Below are 19715 nucleotides of genomic sequence, written 5' to 3' on the forward strand. Positions count from 1 at the left end.
ACGTAAATGAGACAAGATGTAAAGCGGCATGATGATATCCTGGTGCAGAGAATGACACCATCCAATCAGGTTCTCTTCTTCTCCTTACAGACAAACAATCTCGGCTAGCATCCTATTATCGCGCGTGTCCTATTGCCTTTTTCGGACACCTTCACCTCCTGATCATGTTTGACTGAAAACGCTTTCCCAACATTTTCTATCATATCACGATCGAGCATAAAAAGGTAAAGTATGTTTATTATTCAATCATCCAAAAAGCATTTGCCCCCGTAGAGACAAATGCTTTCGCTTTATGAATGGGATTTGACAGCGTAATTGCGCAAATCCGATTTGACCGGGCTATTTGGATTGGTTCCTGTATGTGCGCGCTTAAAAGCTTCGCTTTCTGTCCAATTTTTAAACGATTCCTCATCGGTCCATTTCGTAAGAACGATGTATTCGTCACCTTCCGTAGGTGCCAGGAAAAGGAACTCCAAAAAACCCGGAACCTCCTTCATCCGTTCTCCTCCATTACCAAATGCGCGTTCCAAGTGGGATTGGTAGTCTGCTGGTACAGTCAGTCTGTTCATGGATACATACATGATGGTCACACATCCTTTTTTCATTGGATTCATCTACCAACTCCCATTATACTACTACTTTTGGTGAAAAACCTAATAACCGCAAACGCTATTCGCGCCTGCGGTTGATTTGTTGCTCGAGCATGATATCCATCAAGAGTGTATCCTGCAATGGATCTTTGGGGTCTACCGTCAGAAGCGCAGCGACAGCGGCCATCGCACATCGAACGGATTGGTAGGAATAAAAGGCCTCTCGCTCCGATTCGCTGAACAATGATAAATCCGATCGCTCTTGGGCCGGGTATGGGAAGTCAGTTTCGACACCAGCACGATCCAGAACAATGAGTGCCTGTTTAATCGCAATCAATGCCGCACTGACACTAATGCCGTATTCTTGGCGTAGATCCTCCCACACCTGAAAAGCTGATTTTTCTACCCTTTCCTGATTGGGGCGCGTAATGATTCCTGATTTACGCCCTTCTTTCAATAACCAATCCACAAAAATATCATTGCGTGGAGGAAAAGCGTATACTTGCAGCCTCATTTCCAATTCTGTCGGGTTATCCTTGGCAAAACGCGCGTGAGCCAACGACATTTCGTAACGCCGAGATGGATGCCCAGGAACTGTGACAAATACCGTATCTTGTCGCACAGCTGCGATCTGCAGCTTGGTTTTAGCGGGTATCCTGCCTTGAGGTGCCTTTTCCCTGCGAATATTCCCAGGAATCAATTCTACTCCGAATTGATGGTACTCCAACGGTGAATCTATCCAAGGGATTGGCTCTCTCGACTGTATTTCGTATAGCCCGTTAAACGTCACCCATTCGCCTGGGCGGCGCTGGCTGCGAACCAAAACAGCATGAACTTCCTTTTCTGGTGGCAATTCCGTATCTTGATCCTCCGGTGGGGGATGCATTCGCTTGTGTTCGATAAGAATGCAGTCGGTCATGAACAATCGCTCGAGCAATTCCCGTTTGCTCACCCATTCATATCCGATACGGTAAATCCGATTTTTCATCGGCTTCACCTCCTTTTGATCGCCAAAATTGCATCATCCTGGTTTGTTTCTATTACCCTACCTTATGTAATCGTCGCTTTGTCCGTGCTAACGAGATCGTACAATCCGCTGTAGAGTTTGCGCTGCTACTTCAGGAGAATCGGCCTGGCTGATCGCACTGATAATCGCGACTCCATCAGCCCCGGCAGCAAGCACTTCAGAAGCATTTTCAAGGGTAATGCCACCAATTCCGACGATAGGCAAGTTATTACCGACTGCCTTACGGATCTCCTTTAGCCCCACTGGTCCGATTGGCTCGCCAGCATCTGCCTTGGAACGGGTAGCGAACATCGCTCCTACACCGATACAATCAACGCCACCGTTCTGGGCAGCGAGCGCCTCTTCGACCGTACCTGCCGAAACTCCGATGTACATCTCGGAGCCAACTTTGGCTCGTACCTCCGACAACACCATGTCATCTTGTCCGACATGGACACCGTCAGCCTGCAAGCGAATCGCCAGACCCACATCGTCATTCACAAAAAATACGGTATCATGGTCACGGCATAGCTGCTGCAGTTGTCTGCCCAGCTCATATTGTTCCTCAGCAGTTAGCTTGCTTCCTTTATCACGCAACTGAAGCGTGCCCACTCCTCCACGCAATGCTGCTTCCACAATTTGCACGGTCTTTTCGCTGGAATACCCGCAGTCTTGCGTACCAACGACAAAGTATACACCCATTTTTTCCCGAAGTCTTTGTATATCTCGCATGCTTTATTCTCCCTCCCAACGATCCAATGCCTCTCGATAAGCGCTAGCTGCTAACTTGGCATCAGTTGCATCGGTGATCCCCGATAAAACAGCAATGCCCGTACACCCGGCCTCCAAAACTTGCTCCGTCCGTTCCGGTGTGACGCCACCGAGCCCTATGATCGGTGTATCCCATCGTGCTGTTATCTGCACAAGCTCTGTTGTTCCTTTTGGCGCAAGGCCCGGCTTCGAACCACTCGCAAAAATATGTCCGTAGAGCAAATAATCGACTTGTGCGGTAATAGCTTGCTGTGCTTCCTCCACGGAATGGACAGAACGCCCTATTTTTTGACCAGTTTTCAGTACCATTCTCGCTTCCACAGGAGACAGGCTATGGTATGCCAGGTGAGCACCTGCACAACCTGAAGCAGCAGCTACGTCCACCCGATCATTCACGATCAAGGACGAAAGGGGGATGACATTCGCCAATGCCTTTACCCAGTCCATGCATTCCTTTGCGGCACGTTGCTTTTCCCGTATGTGTAAAAAGTTCATACCACCTGCATAAGCAGCTTCTGCCATTCGCAATACCTCATCAAGCGAATGTCGACCGCTCGTAATCACATGCAGCTCACGAGTGCTTGACATCAGGTTGGACACCGCCTCCAGCGAGTGCTGTCACACACTCCTGCAGCCATTGCGTCGTTCGGTCTTCTTTGTCTGTCGGCGACTGAGCCAACAGCTCAACCACGAGCCTACGCAAGAAAAATGCTTGCTGTACGGTAAGTGGAAAGGTAATATTTTTCGGTTTGGCTTCTTGTTTCTCCAATGTCTCCACGCCCGCCAGCAAAATATCACCGATGGACTCCACGAGTTCGTGAAACTGCTCATTTTTCTTCAAATCGTCATAGCAGCCATCATATAGTCTGCACAAAAGTAAAAACGCCTGTGACGACAAGGTCACCGGCTGTACATTCTGCATCGGTTCCGTCATACGTTTCCCTCCACTCACTAGAAAAAAACAAAATCTATTATATCACATCATGACCTGTATTAAGAATGAAGAAAACCGCTGATTGCTCAGCGGTCTTTTGCAGTTCCTTCATTTCGATCATTATGGTTCGATTGTCGTAAATTTGTGTTGCGATCTTTTTCATCCAGCGTTTTGCCACGGTTTTTTCCGAGGTCCTTGCTGTTGTTGTTCTTTCCCAATTGATTCACCTCCTAAGTCGTTCATAGGATAGCGTAACCAATTCGGGTCACTTTATTAGCTGGTTGCGAGTAGTCTCTTGCGTTTGTAGGTCGCGTATCCGATGGCGAACGGTACACGCCACCCGAGCAAAAAGGCCAACGTAATGAAATAAGTCACACCTGCAAAAATAAGCGTCGTCGGCACACCTGTCCACCAGGAGCGGATCAGTAAACCAATTGGTGCAGCTACTGTCCACGTAATCAGTGCCGATAATAATTGTCGTCCCGCAGATTCATACGTTCGCTTTCCGTAGCTCTTGAAAAGCAGAATCGTGATGATCCATCCCACGAGGAAAGGGGCTAATGTTTCGATTATTCCCATGACCGTGACAGGGTAGTTATGAATGATTTTTCCGTAATAAACAAAAAGCACAAAGGCGATCAGATCCCCGAGCAACAATAAATAGCCCGGTGGCGACAAACGCAGTCTCATAGATACCCTCTTTTCCGGGTCTTGTCAGAGTTAACCCTCTTGGTTCACCCCTATTGTACACATGCGCTGAACGCCCTTCAATCAATCCAAGCCTTTATTCACCAAACAGCAACAATTGCAGCTTTTCCTTGGCTTCTGGCCATTCACGGTCGAGTATGCTGAAGTATACCGAGTCGCGAATGTATCCATCTGGCATCACCATATGATTGCGCAGGACTCCTTCTCGAATGCCACCGATTCGGGCAATGGCACGTTGCGAATTCAAATTGCGCGAATCTGTCTTGAGCTGCACGCGTATACACCCCAGTTGTTCGAAGCAGTGGCGCAGGAGGAGCCATTTACATTCTGTATTGACGCCCGTTTTCCAAACCGATGGGGTCAGCCATGTAAACCCGATTTCCAATCCGCGATCCTTTTGCGCTATCCCTAAAAATCTCGTGCTCCCGATGATCTGCTTATCTTCTTGGCGAAGGATAACGAATGGCAATTCTGTTTGGGCTTGTTCATTTTCTAAAGCTTGCAGGATAAAAGACTGAGCATCTTCTCTCGTTCGAATGGTAACGGACATATGCGACCAAATCTCCTCGTATGCGCCGGCTTCCCAGATTCCGTCCACATGCGCCATTCTGAGCGGCTCCAATCGGACGAGCCTGCCTCCCAAATTTACAGGTTCAATGTTTAACATGTCTGTCTCTCCTCTACTGTTCTGCTACATCCATCAAGCAGAACAGTTTCCCGAAATTTTTCCAATGATACGGGCTCGAGAGGAAACTGTCAAGACAAATAGTAGGGTGTTACGCTTCTTCACTGATAATGACTTGCTTCCCTCTGCGCTTTAGGAAGAGAGGGATCAGCAACCACAGAAGCGCACAAACCAGAAAAGAAGCGGAAAGCGGCTTCGTAAAGAAGATCGAGAAGTCGCCATTCGAGGTGGTCAATGCTCTTCTCATATTATTTTCAATCATCGGTCCCAACACAAGGCCGAGGACGAGTGGTGCCAGTGGAAAATCGTTTTTCGTCAGGAAATAGCCAGCTACCCCACAAATCACAAGCAAAATCAAATCAAACGTACTGATTTGCACTGCGTACACACCGAAAACAGAAATCGCGATGATGAATGGAATCAGGAAATGAGACGGTGTTTCGATGATTTTGGCAAACACTTTCACTAATGGCATGTTAAGAATCAACAGCATCACATTTCCGATAAACATACTCGCAATCAAGCCCCAGGCAATCTGCGGATGATCACTGAACAATAGCGGCCCCGGTTGTACGTTATACATCAATAATGCACCCATTAAAATTGCAGTGGTACCGGACCCTGGAATACCCAACGTCAATAGTGGAATCATCGCACCGCCAGAAGCAGCATTGTTTGCAGACTCCGGTGCTGCTACACCTGCAATCGCACCTTTTCCAAAGCGGCTTGGATCTTTGCTCAGCTTTTTCTCAAAAATATACGAGAAGAAGGATGCGAGAGTCGCGCCAGCACCAGGCAAAACACCAATGAAAAAACCGAGCAACGAGCCGCGTGTAATCGGTCCGGCACTTTCTTTTAAGTCTTGCTTGGAGGGCAGTACCCGCCCTACTTTAATAATTTCCTTTGTGGATTGGTCGTCTTCGATAATCGTCTTGAACACTTCTCCAAGAGCAAACAACCCAACTGCTATCGTGAGGAACTCCAAGCCTTGGTACAAATCGGGAATTTCGTAGGTAAACCGAGCCACACCCGAAACGGTATCCATCCCTATTGTCGCAAGCAATAGTCCCATGACTGTCATAATAAGGGCTTTGGTCATCGACTTCCCCCCTAGTCCGCTGACCGCACACAAGCCGAGAAGCATCAGGGAGAAATATTCAGCAGGGCCGAATTTCAAAGCGAGATCGGATAATGGATCAGCCAAAAATACAAGAGCAATCAACGCCACGAGGCCCGCGACAAAAGAACCGATCGCTGCAATCGACAACGCAGCGCCAGCACGTCCCTGCTTGGCCATCTGATAGCCGTCCAATGTCGTAACGACAGAGGAGGATTCACCCGGCGTATTTAACAAAATGGATGTTGTGGAACCACCGTACATTGCACCATAGTAAACACCTGCCAACAAAATCAGTGCGCTAGCCGCCGCACTTTCAGGAGGTAAGCCAGAAGTCAAGGAAGCCGTAACGGGCATCAATAACGCCACTCCGCTCATGGGACCAATGCCAGGAAGGACCCCTACCGCAGTACCGATCAGGACGCCAATAAAGGCAAAGACAAGATTATGCCACTGTAAGGCAACGAGAAAACCATCCGCCAAAAATTGCAATGCACTCATACTACTCTATCCCCTTCCTAGACGCCTAGCCAGGCAGGTAGTCCTGGAAGCGTACCTCTTAGCAAATGCACATAGATGACATAAACGCCTACTGAAAACAGTAAGGAAACGATTCCCGATTTAAGAATATTTTTACTTCCCATCATGGTGAAGGCATACAGAAGGAAAGCGAAGCTCGAGATGACATAACCGAGTTTCTCCAACAACAATACATACAAGACTGTCGCTGCCAAAATGAACAAAAACCGCTTGTATCGCAGTGGACCCTGCGACTCGGTTGAAGAAGCAGCCACGCCTTTCTTATAGGTCTCCCACAACAGTCGCAAGCTCAACAAGATCAGGATGACGCCGAGCCCAAATGGAAACATATTCGGCCCAACCTGACTTCCGTATGCACTAGACGAAATATTTTGACTTTCAGCAATGAAGAGTGCACCTATTAGCGCAAAAAACAGGCTGCCGATACGATCAAACATCAGGTTCATGTATACCTCCTAAGGTGTGGAAAAAGGAGGGGATGCCCCTCCTCGTCCTACTTCAACATACCAAGTGATGTCAACAGTTCTTTGACCTGCTTATCTTGTTCGTCCAGGAATGCTGAGAAAGCAGCAGCGTCCTTGTACTCGCTTTCCCAACCGTTTGCAGCCAATTCTTTTGTCCATGTCTCATGCGTGGAAAGTTCTTTCAGCTTTGCATCCCAGTAAGCTTTTGCGTCTGCTGGCATATCAGCCGGACCGAAGACACCGCGCCAAATCGTGAACGTCGCATCAATGCCTTGCTCTTTTAACGTCGGGATGTCTTTCAAATTGCCGCCGAGACGTTCATCAGAAGTAACGCCCAGTACGCGGATTTTACCTGCTTTCAGATATTCACCCACGCTGGAAGCATCTGTTGCAATGATATCCGCATTGCCTCCCAACAAGGCTGCCATTGCTTCTCCGCCGCCATCATAAGAGACGTATTTTACGCTTTTCGGATCAATTCCATATTTGGCTGCTGGCATAACGCCGATCAGATGATCCATCGATCCTGGCGCAGAACCCCCTGCCAGTGTAATTTTGCTTGGATCAGCCTTGATTGCGTCCAGCACGCTCTTGATATCCTTGTGAGGTGAATCCGCTTTCACAACGAGGGTGCCGAAATCTTTCGTCATTTGCGCCAATGGTGTGACATCTTTGTAGCCGAATGGGCTGTTCCCCTCTTTTTTATTATTGTTAATTAAGATAGGAGGAGAGCTAACGAATAATTTATAAGGATTGCCTTTGTCCTTGCTTACATACTCAGCCAAGAACACGGTTCCCCCACCACCTGGCTTATTTTCTACCGTGATGGTTTCCGTAACCAGCTTGCTTTCCGCCAACACCTTTGCTACGGAGCGAGCTGTCTTATCCCATCCCCCACCTGCACCGGATGGAGCTACATACACGATCGGCTTTTGTGGGTATTTTGATGCCTCTGCGGCAGGCTGCCCTGCTGGTGCTGGTTGTGCTCCTGGACTTGCTGTTCCCGTATTTCCAGTACCTCCACCACAAGCAGCCAATGCTAGTGTAAGAAAAGTGGACACTGTGATTAGCACTTTTTTTCTTTTCATCAAACAAATATCCCCCTTGACCCGCTTATTTGTAAGCGCTATCACGCTTGAACATAATGTACCACCGCGGTAGCTAGGGGAATAGTTTTCGTGCATAAGGTCTATTTTGAAAATTAACCACTTTTTGTTCATATTGTTCATGGAACATTATGGAAGATAACGATATTTTCTTTCCGGTCTGCCAACTGTGCCATAAATCAATTCAGCACGCGCCTTTTTTTCCAGGACCAAGTATTCTAAATACCGTCGTGCCGTTGTTCGACTAGTTCCAATCTCGCGGCCAATTTCCTCCGCCGAGACCCCTTTGTCTCCCGTCTGTCTGATCGCCTCGATCACTTTTTCCAAAGTTAAGTGGTCAATTCCTTTTGGTGCAAGCGCATCTCGATTTTTCGGGGCGACCAGCCTTCTGGTCAGCATTTGGTCAATGACTTCCTGGTCCACCTCGACAGCTTCTCTCGTCCGAATGACGTGCTCCCGATAGCTTTCCAACCGTTCACGAAAGCGCTCGAAAACCAGCGGCTTGACGATGTAATCGAATACTCCGCCGCGTAGCGCTTCTTGTACCATTTCCATTTCCTTTGCTGCGGTGATCATAATCACATCTACTTCGCGGTAATGTTGCCGGATAAACCAGACCAGCTCCGTTCCCAGCATATCAGGCAAGTACACATCCAACAAAACGAGCTGAGGGCGTGTACAAGACAGCAATTCTTTGGCATCCGTCCCATTCGTTGCGGTTGCAATCACTTCAAAACCTTCAATCTTGCTGACAAATCGCTTGTTGATATCGATAATCCGCATATCGTCCTCTACGATGAGAACCTCCAGCTTTCTCAAGACGCCACCTCCATTCTTTTGCGTAGAGATACTGTGAAAAGTGCACCTCCTAGCTCGCTTTTACCAATGAGAATATAGCCGTCCAATTCGTTAATGATTCCATGCGCCTTAGCCAGACCAATTCCACGATCTTCGCCTTTTTTCGTTGAGAAACCGTGCTCGAATATTTTTTCTCGCAGTTCTTCCACAACTCCCGGTCCCGAGTCCTCGATTTCGAACATGATCTCATCGCCGGTGTCAGACAAATAACACTCCACTCGTTTATACTCGACACTTGGCTCATTGACCGCTTCCAACGCATTTTGGATCAGTGTCCCCAATAAAACCACGATCTGTTGTCGGTTGATCGTCGGTGGGAGCTCCTTCAAATCACTGTCGTGATGGATGACGAATTGAATTTTCAACTCCTTGGCTCGGTTGTGCATGCCTAACAGCAAAGCCCCTATTAACGGATCTGGAATTTGCTTCGCCAAAAACAAAATCATCTCTTGCTGTGATGACGTTTCACTCGTAATCAGCTCGACCGCTTCCTGAATTGAACCAAGCTGTAACAAACCAGATATGGTATACAACAAATTGTGAAATTCATGTGTTTGGGCGCGAAGTACATCTGCATAACGCCTCGCTTGGGACAACTCAGAAGCTAACTGATCAATTTCCGATTTGGGACGAAAGCTGCTGACTACTCCTACGACCTTCCCTCCGAACTTGATCGGAAGTCGATTCACAATGATTTCTTTTCCGCTCATGATGGACTCGCGATCTAATTGATGTTCGCCTGATTCCAATACTTCTGGCATCCGACTGTCTGGTAGCACTTCCACAATTTCTTTACGATGAAACTCTTCTTCCGGTAGATTCAGAATACGAATGGCAGCCTTGTTCATCATCGTGATGCGATTATTGCGGTCAATCGCCACGATGCCTTCGCGGACTGACTCCAGTACAGCATTTCTCTCTACGTACAAGGAGGCGATCTCCTCCGGCTCCAATCCCAAAATTAAGCGCTTTAAATAGCGACTGAGTGCAATGGCACCAGCAACACCACACAACAAGGCGAGAAGAGTCAGGATCAATATGCGGTCTTGATAGAGGTCAATGGCCTCCTCGATATCTTCCAGCAGGAACCCAACGGATACGATTCCGATGATGTCCCCTTTGTCATTTTTGATCGGCACCTTCCCTCTCAATGATGGTCCCATGCTGCCGACAGCCTTCGATATGTAAGATTGACCAAGCGAGAGTCCTGGCTCGTTATCTCCCCCCACCATTTTCTTTCCAATCCGCTCCGGAATCGGATGCGCATACCGAATTCCCTCATGATTTCCCACGACCACAAACTCTGCTCCGGTTTGAATCCGGACGTTTTCAGCGATGGGTTGAATGAGCGCAGGAGGGTAATCGCTTGAAAAAGCACTACGCAGCTCAGGATCGCTGGCAACAATTTTTGCCACACTCAATGCTTTTTTGCCCACCTGCTCTTCGATCGAAGACGCAACAATGGAAGAAAACACCGCTCCAACTGACGAAACAATCAGAATAATGACAATAGTAATCAATAAGATCATTCTGGTTTGCAAAGACATTTGGATTTTGCTTGTTGTCACAGCTCGCTCACCCCTTGCTTCATCTTACCATCCCAATTAGGTAAAAAGGTAGAATCATTCCCATTGTCAATAGTGAAACTTGTCGTTATAGCTTGTCTTTTAACTACGAAAAATCAGGTATTAGGCCTTCTTTCCCCCAATATAATGTTACAACTTGTATTCAAGACAAACTAGGGCGCTTGTCCGAATACGAGACATCTTGAAAAGCAAAGGAGGGAAAGAAATGAAGACGCAGACGGTATCAAATGGAATTGTTACCCTGACGAAAGAAGGCGAAGAGGCAATCAAGAACAGTCCGCTTTATAATGAAGGTCTTCGGCCGACGAGGACGGCAGAGCACAGCTGGACATCTTACAACTTCGCTAGCTTGTGGATCGGTATGTCGATCTGTTTGCCGACGTATGCAATGGCGGCAGGGTTAATTTCCTTGGGTATGAACTGGTGGCAGGCCATTTTGACGATCATTCTCGGCAACTGTATTGTCCTTATTCCCATTCTTCTCAACTCTCATGCCGGGACGAAATTTGGCATTCCTTATCCAGTTTTTGCGCGCCTCTGGTTCGGCTCCAAAGGAGCGCACATCCCTGCTGTCGCACGCGGTTTGATTGGTGCTGGCTGGTTTGGCATCAACTGTTGGTTCGGAGGTGCTGCCATCGATACACTCCTCATGTCGATGACAGGCTGGGCGAATGTTCCCGGACATCTCTGGATATCCTTCTTTGGCTTTTGGCTGTTAAACGTATGGGTCGCTTATCGCGGTCCCGAAGCGATCAAAAAAATGGAGGCTTGGGCTGCTCCCATCCTGATCATCATGAGTTTGGCTATCCTCGTCTGGGCGCTTACGAAAGCAGGCGGATGGGGCCCGATGCTCTCGGCACCTTCGAAATTCACTACTAACGCAGAATTCTTGAAGGTCTTCTTCCCAGCATTGACGGGAGCCATTGCTTTTTGGGCAACAATGGCCCTCAACATTCCGGATTTCTGTCGGTATGCCAAAAGTCAAAAAGCACAAATCATCGGACAATCCTCTTCATTACCAACTACGATGGGTTTCTTCTCGTTCATCGGAGTTGCTGTCGCTTCTGCTACCGTCGTGATTTACGGAGAAGCGTTATGGGACCCTGCTGCCGTGTTGGCTAAATTCTCGCCTTTTGCCATTTTCCTCGGAACGATTGGAATTATTCTTGCCACATTGACGACCAACGTAGCAGCCAATATTGTTGCTCCCGCCCGGGCAGTGGAAAATCTGGCTCCTCGCCGTTTCTCGTATGAAGCTGGCGCCATCATCGCTGGGGTCGTGTCGCTCTTGATGCAACCTTGGTACATTCTAGAGAACTTCGGGAACTACATCTTTTTATGGCTCGGAACGTATGGAGCCTTGTTAGGCCCAATAGACGGAATAGCCATTGCCGACTATTGGCTCGTGCGCAAGCGGCGCATTCATTTAACAGAGTTGTACAAAACAAACGGGATATACGCCTACAAAACGGGCTTTAATGGTAGAGCCATATGGGCGATGCTAATCGGGATTGCGATTCCTTTTATCAGTAAATACATTCCGGGCTTATCTATTATTTGGGACAACGCTTGGACTATCGGGCTACTGATTTCACTCGTGCTTTACACGTGGATGATGAAAAACGACGCTTCGATTTTGAGTGCTAATGATTATGAAAAAATCACAGCAAACAACAAACAAACGATTGCTTCCTAATAGCAAGCTACCAAAAAAGACTGGCTGCCCCATTGGGTTTGCCAGTCTTTCGTTTCATCACTTACTCTACCATTGAATTGACTGATGGACTCTTGCAGCTCTTGAGAAAGCTCATTCAGATTCGCACTGGAACGGGCGATTTCTTGCATGCTGGCAAGCTGTTCTCCTGCCCCCGCCGATACTCCTTGGGTATGTACGGCTGCTTCCTGTGCGAGGCGATTCATCTCATCCATAGCAGATGCGACTTGCTGAATGCTCGCCGACATTTGCTCGCTCGCGGCGGATACATCCTGAATTTGACCCGCAACCTCCTGAGAAGACGCTACGATACGTTGGAAGGTGACACCCGCTTCTTGAACGACTTCTGCACCCTTTTTCGCCTCTTGGGTTCCATCCATCATGACATGCACGACTTGCGTGGTTTCTTGCTGGATTTCCCCAATCAGTCTGGCAATTTCTCGCGCAGATTCCTCTGACTGTTCTGCGAGTTTACGGACCTCATCGGCCACGACAGCAAATCCCCTGCCGTGTTCTCCTGCACGTGCCGCCTCAATCGCTGCGTTGAGCGCCAGCAGATTTGTTTGGGAAGCAATTCCAGTAATCACATCAACAATTTGGCCGATGGCTTCTGACCGTACGCCGAGCAATTGCACGAGATCTGCTGCGTGATTCACTGAGTCGGAGATCGTATTCATCTGATCAACGGCTTGCTGAATATGAATGTTTCCTTGTTCCGCATCCTCTGCTGCCTGCGCCGATGATTCAGAAACAGCTCCAGACGTATCAGCAATCCGCTGAATAGCAATCGACATTTCTTCCATGACACGAACACTTTCTTGGGTACGTTGCGTCTGTACTTCGGAGGCAGAGGCAATTTGCTGCACACTGCTGATCGATTGTTCTGTTGCATAGGCGGACTGCTCCGCACTCGCTGACAATTCCTCAGAGGAAGCAGCCACTTGCTCACCCGCCACTTTTACTTGTTCAATCAATGAACGGAAATTCGTTACTAATTCATTGAACGCAGTACCAAGAGTACCTACCTCGTCACGAGTCACGTAGGTGACGGGAGCAACCGCCATATTCCCGCTTGCCAACTGTTGCATGCGGCTGGAGACAGCAAGAAGGGGATCAGCGATCATGCGGGAGATGATCCATCCCCATACACTCCCAATCACGATCGACAATATGCCAACCACGATCAAGAATGTAATCGCTTCTTGAGTCTCATCTTGGTTTTTCTTTTGCATAGCGACTGCTTGCTCTGACTTGTAATTCGCCCATTCGAGCTGTTCCTGATTAATCCAATTCAGCGTCTTATCCGTTGCACGATAAAACGAATAGGCTTGATCCGCTTTCCCCTCCTGGATCATTTTCATGACCTCGCTCTGGTCTTTGCGATACTGCTCGATGAGCTCCTTTAGCATCGTCACTCTTTCTTGTTCTTGTGCATCCAGCTTAGCGTTTTGGAGATATTGGAACGTTTTGTCTGCTGTTTCCATCCGTAAGTCCAGTTCCGTTTTGTATTCGGCAAAGACCGCAGGAGATGGATCGAGAATCATTTTATAGACCAATCCGTCAATCGCGCGGATTTCTTGTCTCCAGTCGTTAATCCACTTAACGGGAAGAAGCTGCTCTTCGTACATGGCCTGCATGCGTTCACCTGAGACTTGCACATGAAAATATCCGGTGAATCCGACCGTACACAAAAAGACCGCCATCATCACAATCAAGCTAAACAGTTTGGCTCGGGTGCTGAGGTTACGTAATAGACTCATCGTTGCGGCAATCCTTCCTGTGTCAAATAGGTATGCTAAAAAAGCGCAAATATTGTCTAATCTTACCAAAGTTTGTCGAATAAGTCGATAGTCTTAGTCGCTTACTCACACATCGAGCACAGATAGAATCACGATCTCTTCAATTTGAACGTCAGGCTCATAGCAAATATAATACGTTAGCTCCGGGCTGATCCGATACCGAATCCCCCGGTATCCACAGGCAATTAAATACGCACGCACCTTATCGCCTGTCCATTTCAGCCACTCTTCATAGCCCATTCCGTTCTGTCTCTGTTCGAGTTCCTCTTCTGAATAAGTAGCACGCAATGCATCGAGGCGTAGTTCATTTTCCCCATAGCGCTCGTCCAAACAAACGAGACCCTGCAAATGTAGCTGCTGGCTCAACACAACAGCCTTCTCCCCATTGGTCTCCGCATGACAAATCGCATACTGTGCGGCGATTTCTGGACTGCTCACCAAGTAAACACCAGCGCCAAACACTGCCTTTGCACTCGCACCGTTTGTAAAATGACGCCGTTCTTCCCTCGCATACTTTTGCGCTTTGACGACGCGAAGTCCCTCGCCGTATTCGACCCCTCGATATACAATCTGCCTCATCCCTGAACGCTCCTTTTGACTCTGATGGAATCCTTCCAATGATGTGAAAAGGAGGAAGGCGCGTATCCGGCACCTCCCTCACTCTTGTATTAAGGTAATAGCTTTACCATATCTTCGTAAGTCTCTGGTCTGCGATCCCGGTAAAATTGCCACGTATCCCGCACCTCATGAATTTTGTTACGGTCCATTTCAGCGATAATGACCTCATCCTGATCCCGACTCCCCAAGGCGACAAATTGCCCTCGCGGATCTACCAAGTACGATTGACCGTAAAATTCTCCCATGTTCCACGGTGCTTCTGTCCCTACCCGATTGATCGCTGCCACATAATAACCGTTGGCAACGGCATGAGCAGGTTGCTCGAGCTTCCACAAGTACTCGGATAGGCCAGCGACAGTCGCAGATGGATTGAATACAATTTCCGCCCCATTCAAGCCCAGCAATCGTGCGCCTTCGGGAAAATGGCGGTCATAGCATATATAGACCCCGACCTTGGCAAAAGCGGTTTCAAAAACGGGATACCCAAGATTGCCGGGCTTAAAGTAATATTTCTCCCAGAATCCACACCCGTTGCTGCCCACTCCGACATGCGGGATATGCTGCTTGCGATATTTGCCCAAATACGTGCCATCCGCATCAATCACAGCGGCAGTGTTGTAATACGTACCGATCCCCACGCGCTCGTACACTGGTAAAATGAGTACGGTTCCTAACTCGCGGGCAAGGGAAGAGAAAAGTTGCACAGTTGGTCCATTTGGGACTTCTTCCGCTGATTCATACCATTTCTGTTGCTGTTCGGCACAAAAATACGGGCCATAGAAGATTTCTTGCAGACAGATGATTTGGGCCCCTTTGGCTGCCGCCTCCCGCACCATCCTCTCATGCTTCTCAATGGCTTTTTCTTTGTGCAAATGAACCGGTTCGTTTCCGTGAACATCGTTTTTCGCTTGAATCAAGCCGATGCGAATGATATCTGCCATAATCGCCCTCCTCGCCTTTTTACACTGTCATTGATTACGGTCTTGTAAAGGTCGATCGTTTTACAAAGCGCCCAGCCCCGGCTTGACCGACGAATTGTTGATCGCGAACGACAAATGAGCCACGCGAAAGTACCGAGACGATATCGCCGTTCACCACCATGCCCTCAAATGGATTGTAGTCGACATTCATATGATGAGTTTCAACGGAGGTCGTGCGCTTCACCTTTGGATCAAACAATACGATATCTGCGTCCGAGCCTACTGCGATCGTTCCTTTTTGTGGGAACATCCCGAACAGTTTGGCTACTTTTGTAGAGGTCATATCGACGAACTGATTGAGGCTGATCTTGTCCTTTGCTACCCCTTCCGAAAAGAGAAGCCGCATCCTGTCCTCAATGATTGGACCACCATTCGGGATTTTCGTGAAATCCCCTAACCCCAGCTCTTTTTGACCGGAGAAATTAAAGGAACAATGATCAGAGCCAACCGTTTGCAAGATGCCATTTTTCAATGCGCTCCACAGGACGTCCTGATTCCACTTTTCCCGAAGCGGAGGGGACCAGACATACTTCGCTCCTTCAAAGCCCGGCTTCTGTAGATCCGTAATATCGAGCACCAAATATTGCGGGCATGTCTCCCCGTACACATTCCATCCTTTTTCGCGAGCCTCTGCGATTCGACGCACAGCCTCAGCACACGATACATGCACGACATACAACTGGGCATCTGCCAGTGCAGTCAATGCAATCGCACGTCCCGTCGCTTCTCCTTCTGCTTCAGGTGGGCGGGTATAAGCGTGGTACACGGGGTCTGTCTGCCCTTTTGCAATGGCCTGCTTGATCAAATAATCCAGAACGTCTCCATTCTCTGCATGGACCTGTACAAGGGCACCTAGTTCCTTCGCCCGAACCAACGTTTTAAATAGCGTCTCATCATCGGCCATCAGCACATTTTTGTAGGCCATGAATACTTTGAGCGACGTAATCCCTTCATTTCGTACGACTGCTCCTAATTCCTCGAGCACTTGATCGTTCGCATCGGAAACCATCAGGTGGAACCCGTAGTCAATGACCGCTTTGCCCCTTGCTTTTTCGTGCCAGGTAGAAATGGATGAATGCAATGGCTCCCCTTTATTCGTCAAGCAAAAATCGATGATACTCGTCGTCCCGCCAAATGCTGCTGCCTTCGTGCCTGTATAAAAGTTATCGGAAGTAACCGTTCCGCCAAAAGGCATATCGAGATGGGTATGTGGGTCAATCCCTCCTGGGAAAACATAGTATCCGGTGGCATCAATTACTTCGGCATCTTTCCCATCTAGATTGGAGCCGATTGCGACTACCTTTTCCCCTTCGATCAAAATGTCCGCCTGATACGTGTCTGACGCTGTCACGACTGTGCCATATCGAATCCATTTTTTCATCCGATGATCATCTCCCCTTCAATCCGTCACCGAGTAGACATGCCTTCCCTTGTACACGCTATGCACCCCACGCCGAAAACATGACTGCTTTACAGCTCGCAGCTGCCACCCGCAGCCAAAGCAGCCTGCCGCTGATTCCAGCTGAGAGGGGCTTTGTCGCTCGGGATCTCGACCATCTCGATCGTTCCTTCCACTGGACAAACGATGGAGCACAAATTACAGCCGACACAATCTTCTTCTCGTACGACTAAGCGCTCTTTGCCCGTCGCTGCATCAGGAACAATGTCAATGCATTGGTGGGAAGTGTCCTCACAAGCGATATGACACTTGTTGCAATGAATACAGGTCTCTTCATGGATGCGCGCCACGACCTTGTAATTCAGATTCAGATGGCCCCAATCCGAGTACGTCTGCACCGCTTTTCCGACAATATCCATCACGGACGCAATTCCACGCTGATCCAGGTAATTGTTAAGCCCATCAATCATGTCTTCGACGATCCGGAATCCATGATGCATGGCGGCTGTACATACTTGAACACCCGTTGCTCCCATCAGCAGAAATTCAACGGTATCGCGCCAATCAGAGATTCCCCCAATACCAGAGATCGGGATACCAACCTTGGGATCGCGTGCACATTCTGCGACCATGTTCAGGGCGATTGGTTTGACTGCTGGTCCACAATAGCCGCCATGCGCTCCTTTTCCATCTACATGTGGGATCTGCAGCCATTTGTCGAGATCAACCCCCATCAAGCTATTTATGGTGTTGATCATGCTAATGGCATCGGCCCCCCCCTGGCTAGCAGCCCGCGCTGTAAAGCGAATATCCGTAATGTTTGGGGTGAGCTTGACGATCACAGGGGTTTGGGCAACTTCTTTTACCCATTCGACCTGTTGCCGGATTAAATCTGGATGCTGACCGACCGCAGAGCCCATCCCGCGCTCTGCCATGCCGTGCGGACAGCCAAAATTCAGTTCCAGACCGTCTACGCCGATTGCTTCCACCTTTTTGACAATCTCGTGCCATGCTTCCTGTTTATGTTCAACCATGAGCGACGCAATCAACGTGTGCTTCGGAAAACGGCGCTTCGTTTCATCCATTTCCTTCAAATTGACCTCAAGCGGTTTGTCCGTGATTAGTTCAATGTTGTTGAAACCAAAGACGCGCTGTCCCCCGAAATTCAGTCCTGCAAAGCGGGAGGTGACGTTGATGATCGGCTCTCCGAGTGTCTTCCAGACCGCGCCACCCCAGCCCGCTTCAAAGGCACGCTGTACTTGGTAGCCTGAATTGGTCGGCGGCGCAGAGGCCAACCAGAATGGATTCGGGGATTGGATTCCCGCCAGATTAATACTGAGATCTGCCATGATAGGTCTCCTCCTTTATACTGGCTTTTTTTGATCACTGAGCGATTGGTGGATGGCATGTGCCGCTCGTTTCCCATGATTGGCTGCATCGACTACCATCGCATCTGTCTTGCCTCCACCAAAAATAACATCGCCCGCCGCGTAAACTTTGACATGGGAGGTTCGATAGGTGCCTTCCTCGACCTCGACAATCCCATTACGGTGTTGAAGCCCAAATGATTCAATCAAGGACAGATGTCTGTTTTGTCCGATCGCTTTGACGACATAATCGACTTCGATGACAAAATGACTGCCTGGAATTTCTACTGGACGCTTTCTTCCTTTCTCATCCGGCTCACCTAGCTCCATTCGTACCAGTTCCAAGCCCTTCACCCTACCGTTTTCCTCGAGTACACGCGTGGGAGCAACGAGCCAGCGGAATTCTACGCCATCCTGCTTGGCGAATTCATACTCAAACTGATAACAGGACATCTCCTGAACTGTCCGTCGGTACAAAATCTGAACATTGTCTGCACCCAGCCGTTTCGAACAGGTGGCAGCGTCAATCGCCGTATTCCCCGCACCGATAATCACGACTTTTTTGCCCTGCATCACGTTTGATAGTGGCTTGGTCTTGGTCTCCTCCACCAGTGCAATGGCATCGAGGACACCTTCCAGTTCTTCTCCCGGTATATGCAGCTGAGGGACATTGCCCATACCAGTTGCCAACAGGACGGAATCATACTGGTCCAATAACTCGTCTGACGCTACATCCACACCGATTCGTGTATTCGTACGTATCTCTACCCCCAATGCCTCTACTTGCTCTACTTCCCATAGCGATATTTCCTGCGGCAGACGGAAAGAAACGATGCCGTACGTGTTCAATCCTCCCGCCTTTTCCTTTGCTTCAAATATCGTAACCGCGTAGCCAAGACGCGCAAGCTCACGTGCTGCTGATAATCCCGCAGGGCCCGCTCCGACGATGGCTACCCGTTTTCCATTTGCTTCGCCTTTTGAAAAAAGCGTTGCTTGATTTTGGATTGCCCAGTCTGTCGCATGACGCTGGAGAAGACCGATCATGATGGGTTTGGAAGCTGAATGAAGTACACAGGCACCCTCACACAGCTCCTCGGTTGGACATACGCGCGCACAGCTCGCCCCGACGGGATTCGATTCCATGATCGTCCGAGCTGATCCGAGCAAATTCCCGGTCGCAATTTTTTTGATGAAGGAAGGAATGTTAATCGACGTGGGACAAGCCTTAATACAGGGTGCGTCGTAGCAATACAAGCAACGATTCGCCTCATGGATGGCTTCCATCGGTTTTAGGGCAGGCACGACTTCTGCGAAATTTTTCACGAGCTCATTGGGAATGCTCATCTGTCCACAACCTCCTCACCAGATCTAAACATGCTTGCTATTAATCAATGTGCGAGATCGCTTTTTTATGATTGTTAGATTTCATATTTGGCTAGTGAGGAAACGAAATCAATCTGCTTGGATTGACAT

Annotated in this window: 20 protein-coding genes; 1 reads left to right on the forward strand and 19 read right to left on the reverse strand. The window is 48.7% G+C overall.

From position 1 onward, the window contains the following. Window positions 1-290: 290 nt before the first annotated feature. The 13 genes from ACQ5DJ_RS07730 to ACQ5DJ_RS07790 form a co-directional block, all read right to left on the reverse strand. Window positions 291-614, reverse strand: a complete 324-nt coding sequence (locus tag ACQ5DJ_RS07730) for an antibiotic biosynthesis monooxygenase family protein (protein WP_429841927.1) — start codon at window positions 612-614, stop codon at window positions 291-293. A gap of 55 nt (window positions 615-669) precedes the next feature. Beyond that, a complete protein-coding gene (locus ACQ5DJ_RS07735; RefSeq protein ID WP_429841928.1) occupies window positions 670-1578 on the reverse strand; it encodes a hypothetical protein in 909 nt (302 codons plus the stop codon). 87 nt (window positions 1579-1665) lie between these two features. Then, window positions 1666-2328, reverse strand: coding sequence for a thiamine phosphate synthase (gene thiE / locus ACQ5DJ_RS07740; RefSeq protein WP_429841929.1), 663 nt, complete (start codon window positions 2326-2328; stop codon window positions 1666-1668). A gap of 3 nt (window positions 2329-2331) precedes the next feature. Beyond that, window positions 2332-2955 (reverse strand): thiamine phosphate synthase, encoded by a 624-nt coding sequence (locus ACQ5DJ_RS07745; RefSeq protein ID WP_429841930.1) that lies wholly within the window; start codon window positions 2953-2955, stop codon window positions 2332-2334. Beyond that, window positions 2939-3301 carry a hypothetical protein gene (locus tag ACQ5DJ_RS07750; protein WP_429841931.1) on the reverse strand — a complete coding sequence of 121 codons (363 nt, stop codon included), beginning with the start codon at window positions 3299-3301 and terminating at the stop codon, window positions 2939-2941. The genes ACQ5DJ_RS07745 and ACQ5DJ_RS07750 overlap by 17 nt, the downstream gene beginning before the upstream one ends. 86 nt (window positions 3302-3387) lie before the next feature. After that, a complete protein-coding gene (locus tag ACQ5DJ_RS07755; RefSeq protein WP_255344520.1) occupies window positions 3388-3519 on the reverse strand; it encodes a hypothetical protein in 132 nt (43 codons plus the stop codon). A gap of 55 nt (window positions 3520-3574) precedes the next feature. Beyond that, complete coding sequence (locus tag ACQ5DJ_RS07760) at window positions 3575-3991, reverse strand: DUF3054 domain-containing protein (protein WP_429841932.1); 417 nt, start codon at window positions 3989-3991, stop codon at window positions 3575-3577. Between the two features lie 94 nt (window positions 3992-4085). Next, entirely contained in the window at window positions 4086-4676 is a 591-nt protein-coding gene (locus tag ACQ5DJ_RS07765; protein WP_429841933.1) for a GNAT family N-acetyltransferase, read from the reverse strand. Between the two features lie 109 nt (window positions 4677-4785). Next, window positions 4786-6312, reverse strand: a complete 1527-nt coding sequence (locus ACQ5DJ_RS07770) for a tripartite tricarboxylate transporter permease (protein ID WP_429841934.1) — start codon at window positions 6310-6312, stop codon at window positions 4786-4788. A 17-nt stretch (window positions 6313-6329) separates the two neighbouring features. Then, window positions 6330-6797, reverse strand: a complete 468-nt coding sequence (locus tag ACQ5DJ_RS07775) for a tripartite tricarboxylate transporter TctB family protein (protein WP_429841935.1) — start codon at window positions 6795-6797, stop codon at window positions 6330-6332. Between the two features lie 47 nt (window positions 6798-6844). Beyond that, window positions 6845-7903: a tripartite tricarboxylate transporter substrate binding protein gene (locus ACQ5DJ_RS07780; RefSeq protein ID WP_429841936.1), complete on the reverse strand. Its 1059-nt coding sequence runs from the start codon at window positions 7901-7903 to the stop codon at window positions 6845-6847. Window positions 7904-8050: 147 nt separating this feature from the next. Then, on the reverse strand, window positions 8051-8704 hold the full coding sequence (locus ACQ5DJ_RS07785) for a response regulator (protein ID WP_429842015.1): 654 nt from the start codon (window positions 8702-8704) through the stop codon (window positions 8051-8053). 32 nt (window positions 8705-8736) lie between these two features. After that, complete coding sequence (locus ACQ5DJ_RS07790; RefSeq protein ID WP_429841937.1) at window positions 8737-10347, reverse strand: ATP-binding protein; 1611 nt, start codon at window positions 10345-10347, stop codon at window positions 8737-8739. A 223-nt stretch (window positions 10348-10570) separates the two neighbouring features. On the opposite strand from ACQ5DJ_RS07790, the gene ACQ5DJ_RS07795 reads away from it, so the two are divergent. Beyond that, a complete protein-coding gene (locus tag ACQ5DJ_RS07795; RefSeq protein ID WP_429841938.1) occupies window positions 10571-12061 on the forward strand; it encodes an NCS1 family nucleobase:cation symporter-1 in 1491 nt (496 codons plus the stop codon). On the opposite strand, the gene ACQ5DJ_RS07800 is transcribed toward ACQ5DJ_RS07795, so the two are convergent. The 6 genes from ACQ5DJ_RS07800 to ACQ5DJ_RS07825 all read right to left on the reverse strand — a co-directional run bounded on the left by ACQ5DJ_RS07800 (window position 12058) and on the right by ACQ5DJ_RS07825 (window position 19586). Next, on the reverse strand, window positions 12058-13839 hold the full coding sequence (locus ACQ5DJ_RS07800) for a methyl-accepting chemotaxis protein (RefSeq protein ID WP_429841939.1): 1782 nt from the start codon (window positions 13837-13839) through the stop codon (window positions 12058-12060). The two genes, ACQ5DJ_RS07795 and ACQ5DJ_RS07800, sit on opposite strands and share 4 nt — an antisense overlap. A gap of 105 nt (window positions 13840-13944) precedes the next feature. Beyond that, window positions 13945-14457 (reverse strand): hypothetical protein, encoded by a 513-nt coding sequence (locus tag ACQ5DJ_RS07805; protein WP_429841940.1) that lies wholly within the window; start codon window positions 14455-14457, stop codon window positions 13945-13947. A gap of 89 nt (window positions 14458-14546) precedes the next feature. Then, the gene (locus ACQ5DJ_RS07810) at window positions 14547-15437 is read right to left on the reverse strand and encodes a nitrilase-related carbon-nitrogen hydrolase (protein WP_429841941.1); all 891 of its coding nucleotides are present in this window, start codon (window positions 15435-15437) and stop codon (window positions 14547-14549) included. A gap of 34 nt (window positions 15438-15471) precedes the next feature. Next, window positions 15472-16857 carry a dihydropyrimidinase gene (gene hydA / locus ACQ5DJ_RS07815; RefSeq protein WP_429841942.1) on the reverse strand — a complete coding sequence of 462 codons (1386 nt, stop codon included), beginning with the start codon at window positions 16855-16857 and terminating at the stop codon, window positions 15472-15474. 89 nt (window positions 16858-16946) lie between these two features. After that, the gene (gene preA, locus ACQ5DJ_RS07820; RefSeq protein WP_429841943.1) at window positions 16947-18224 is read right to left on the reverse strand and encodes an NAD-dependent dihydropyrimidine dehydrogenase subunit PreA; all 1278 of its coding nucleotides are present in this window, start codon (window positions 18222-18224) and stop codon (window positions 16947-16949) included. 15 nt (window positions 18225-18239) lie between these two features. Beyond that, entirely contained in the window at window positions 18240-19586 is a 1347-nt protein-coding gene (locus tag ACQ5DJ_RS07825; RefSeq protein ID WP_429841944.1) for an NAD(P)-dependent oxidoreductase, read from the reverse strand. Window positions 19587-19715 lie beyond the last annotated feature (129 nt).

The sequence above is a fragment of the Brevibacillus sp. FIR094 genome (assembly GCF_050477165.1).
Classification (GTDB): Bacteria; Bacillota; Bacilli; order Brevibacillales; family Brevibacillaceae; genus Brevibacillus.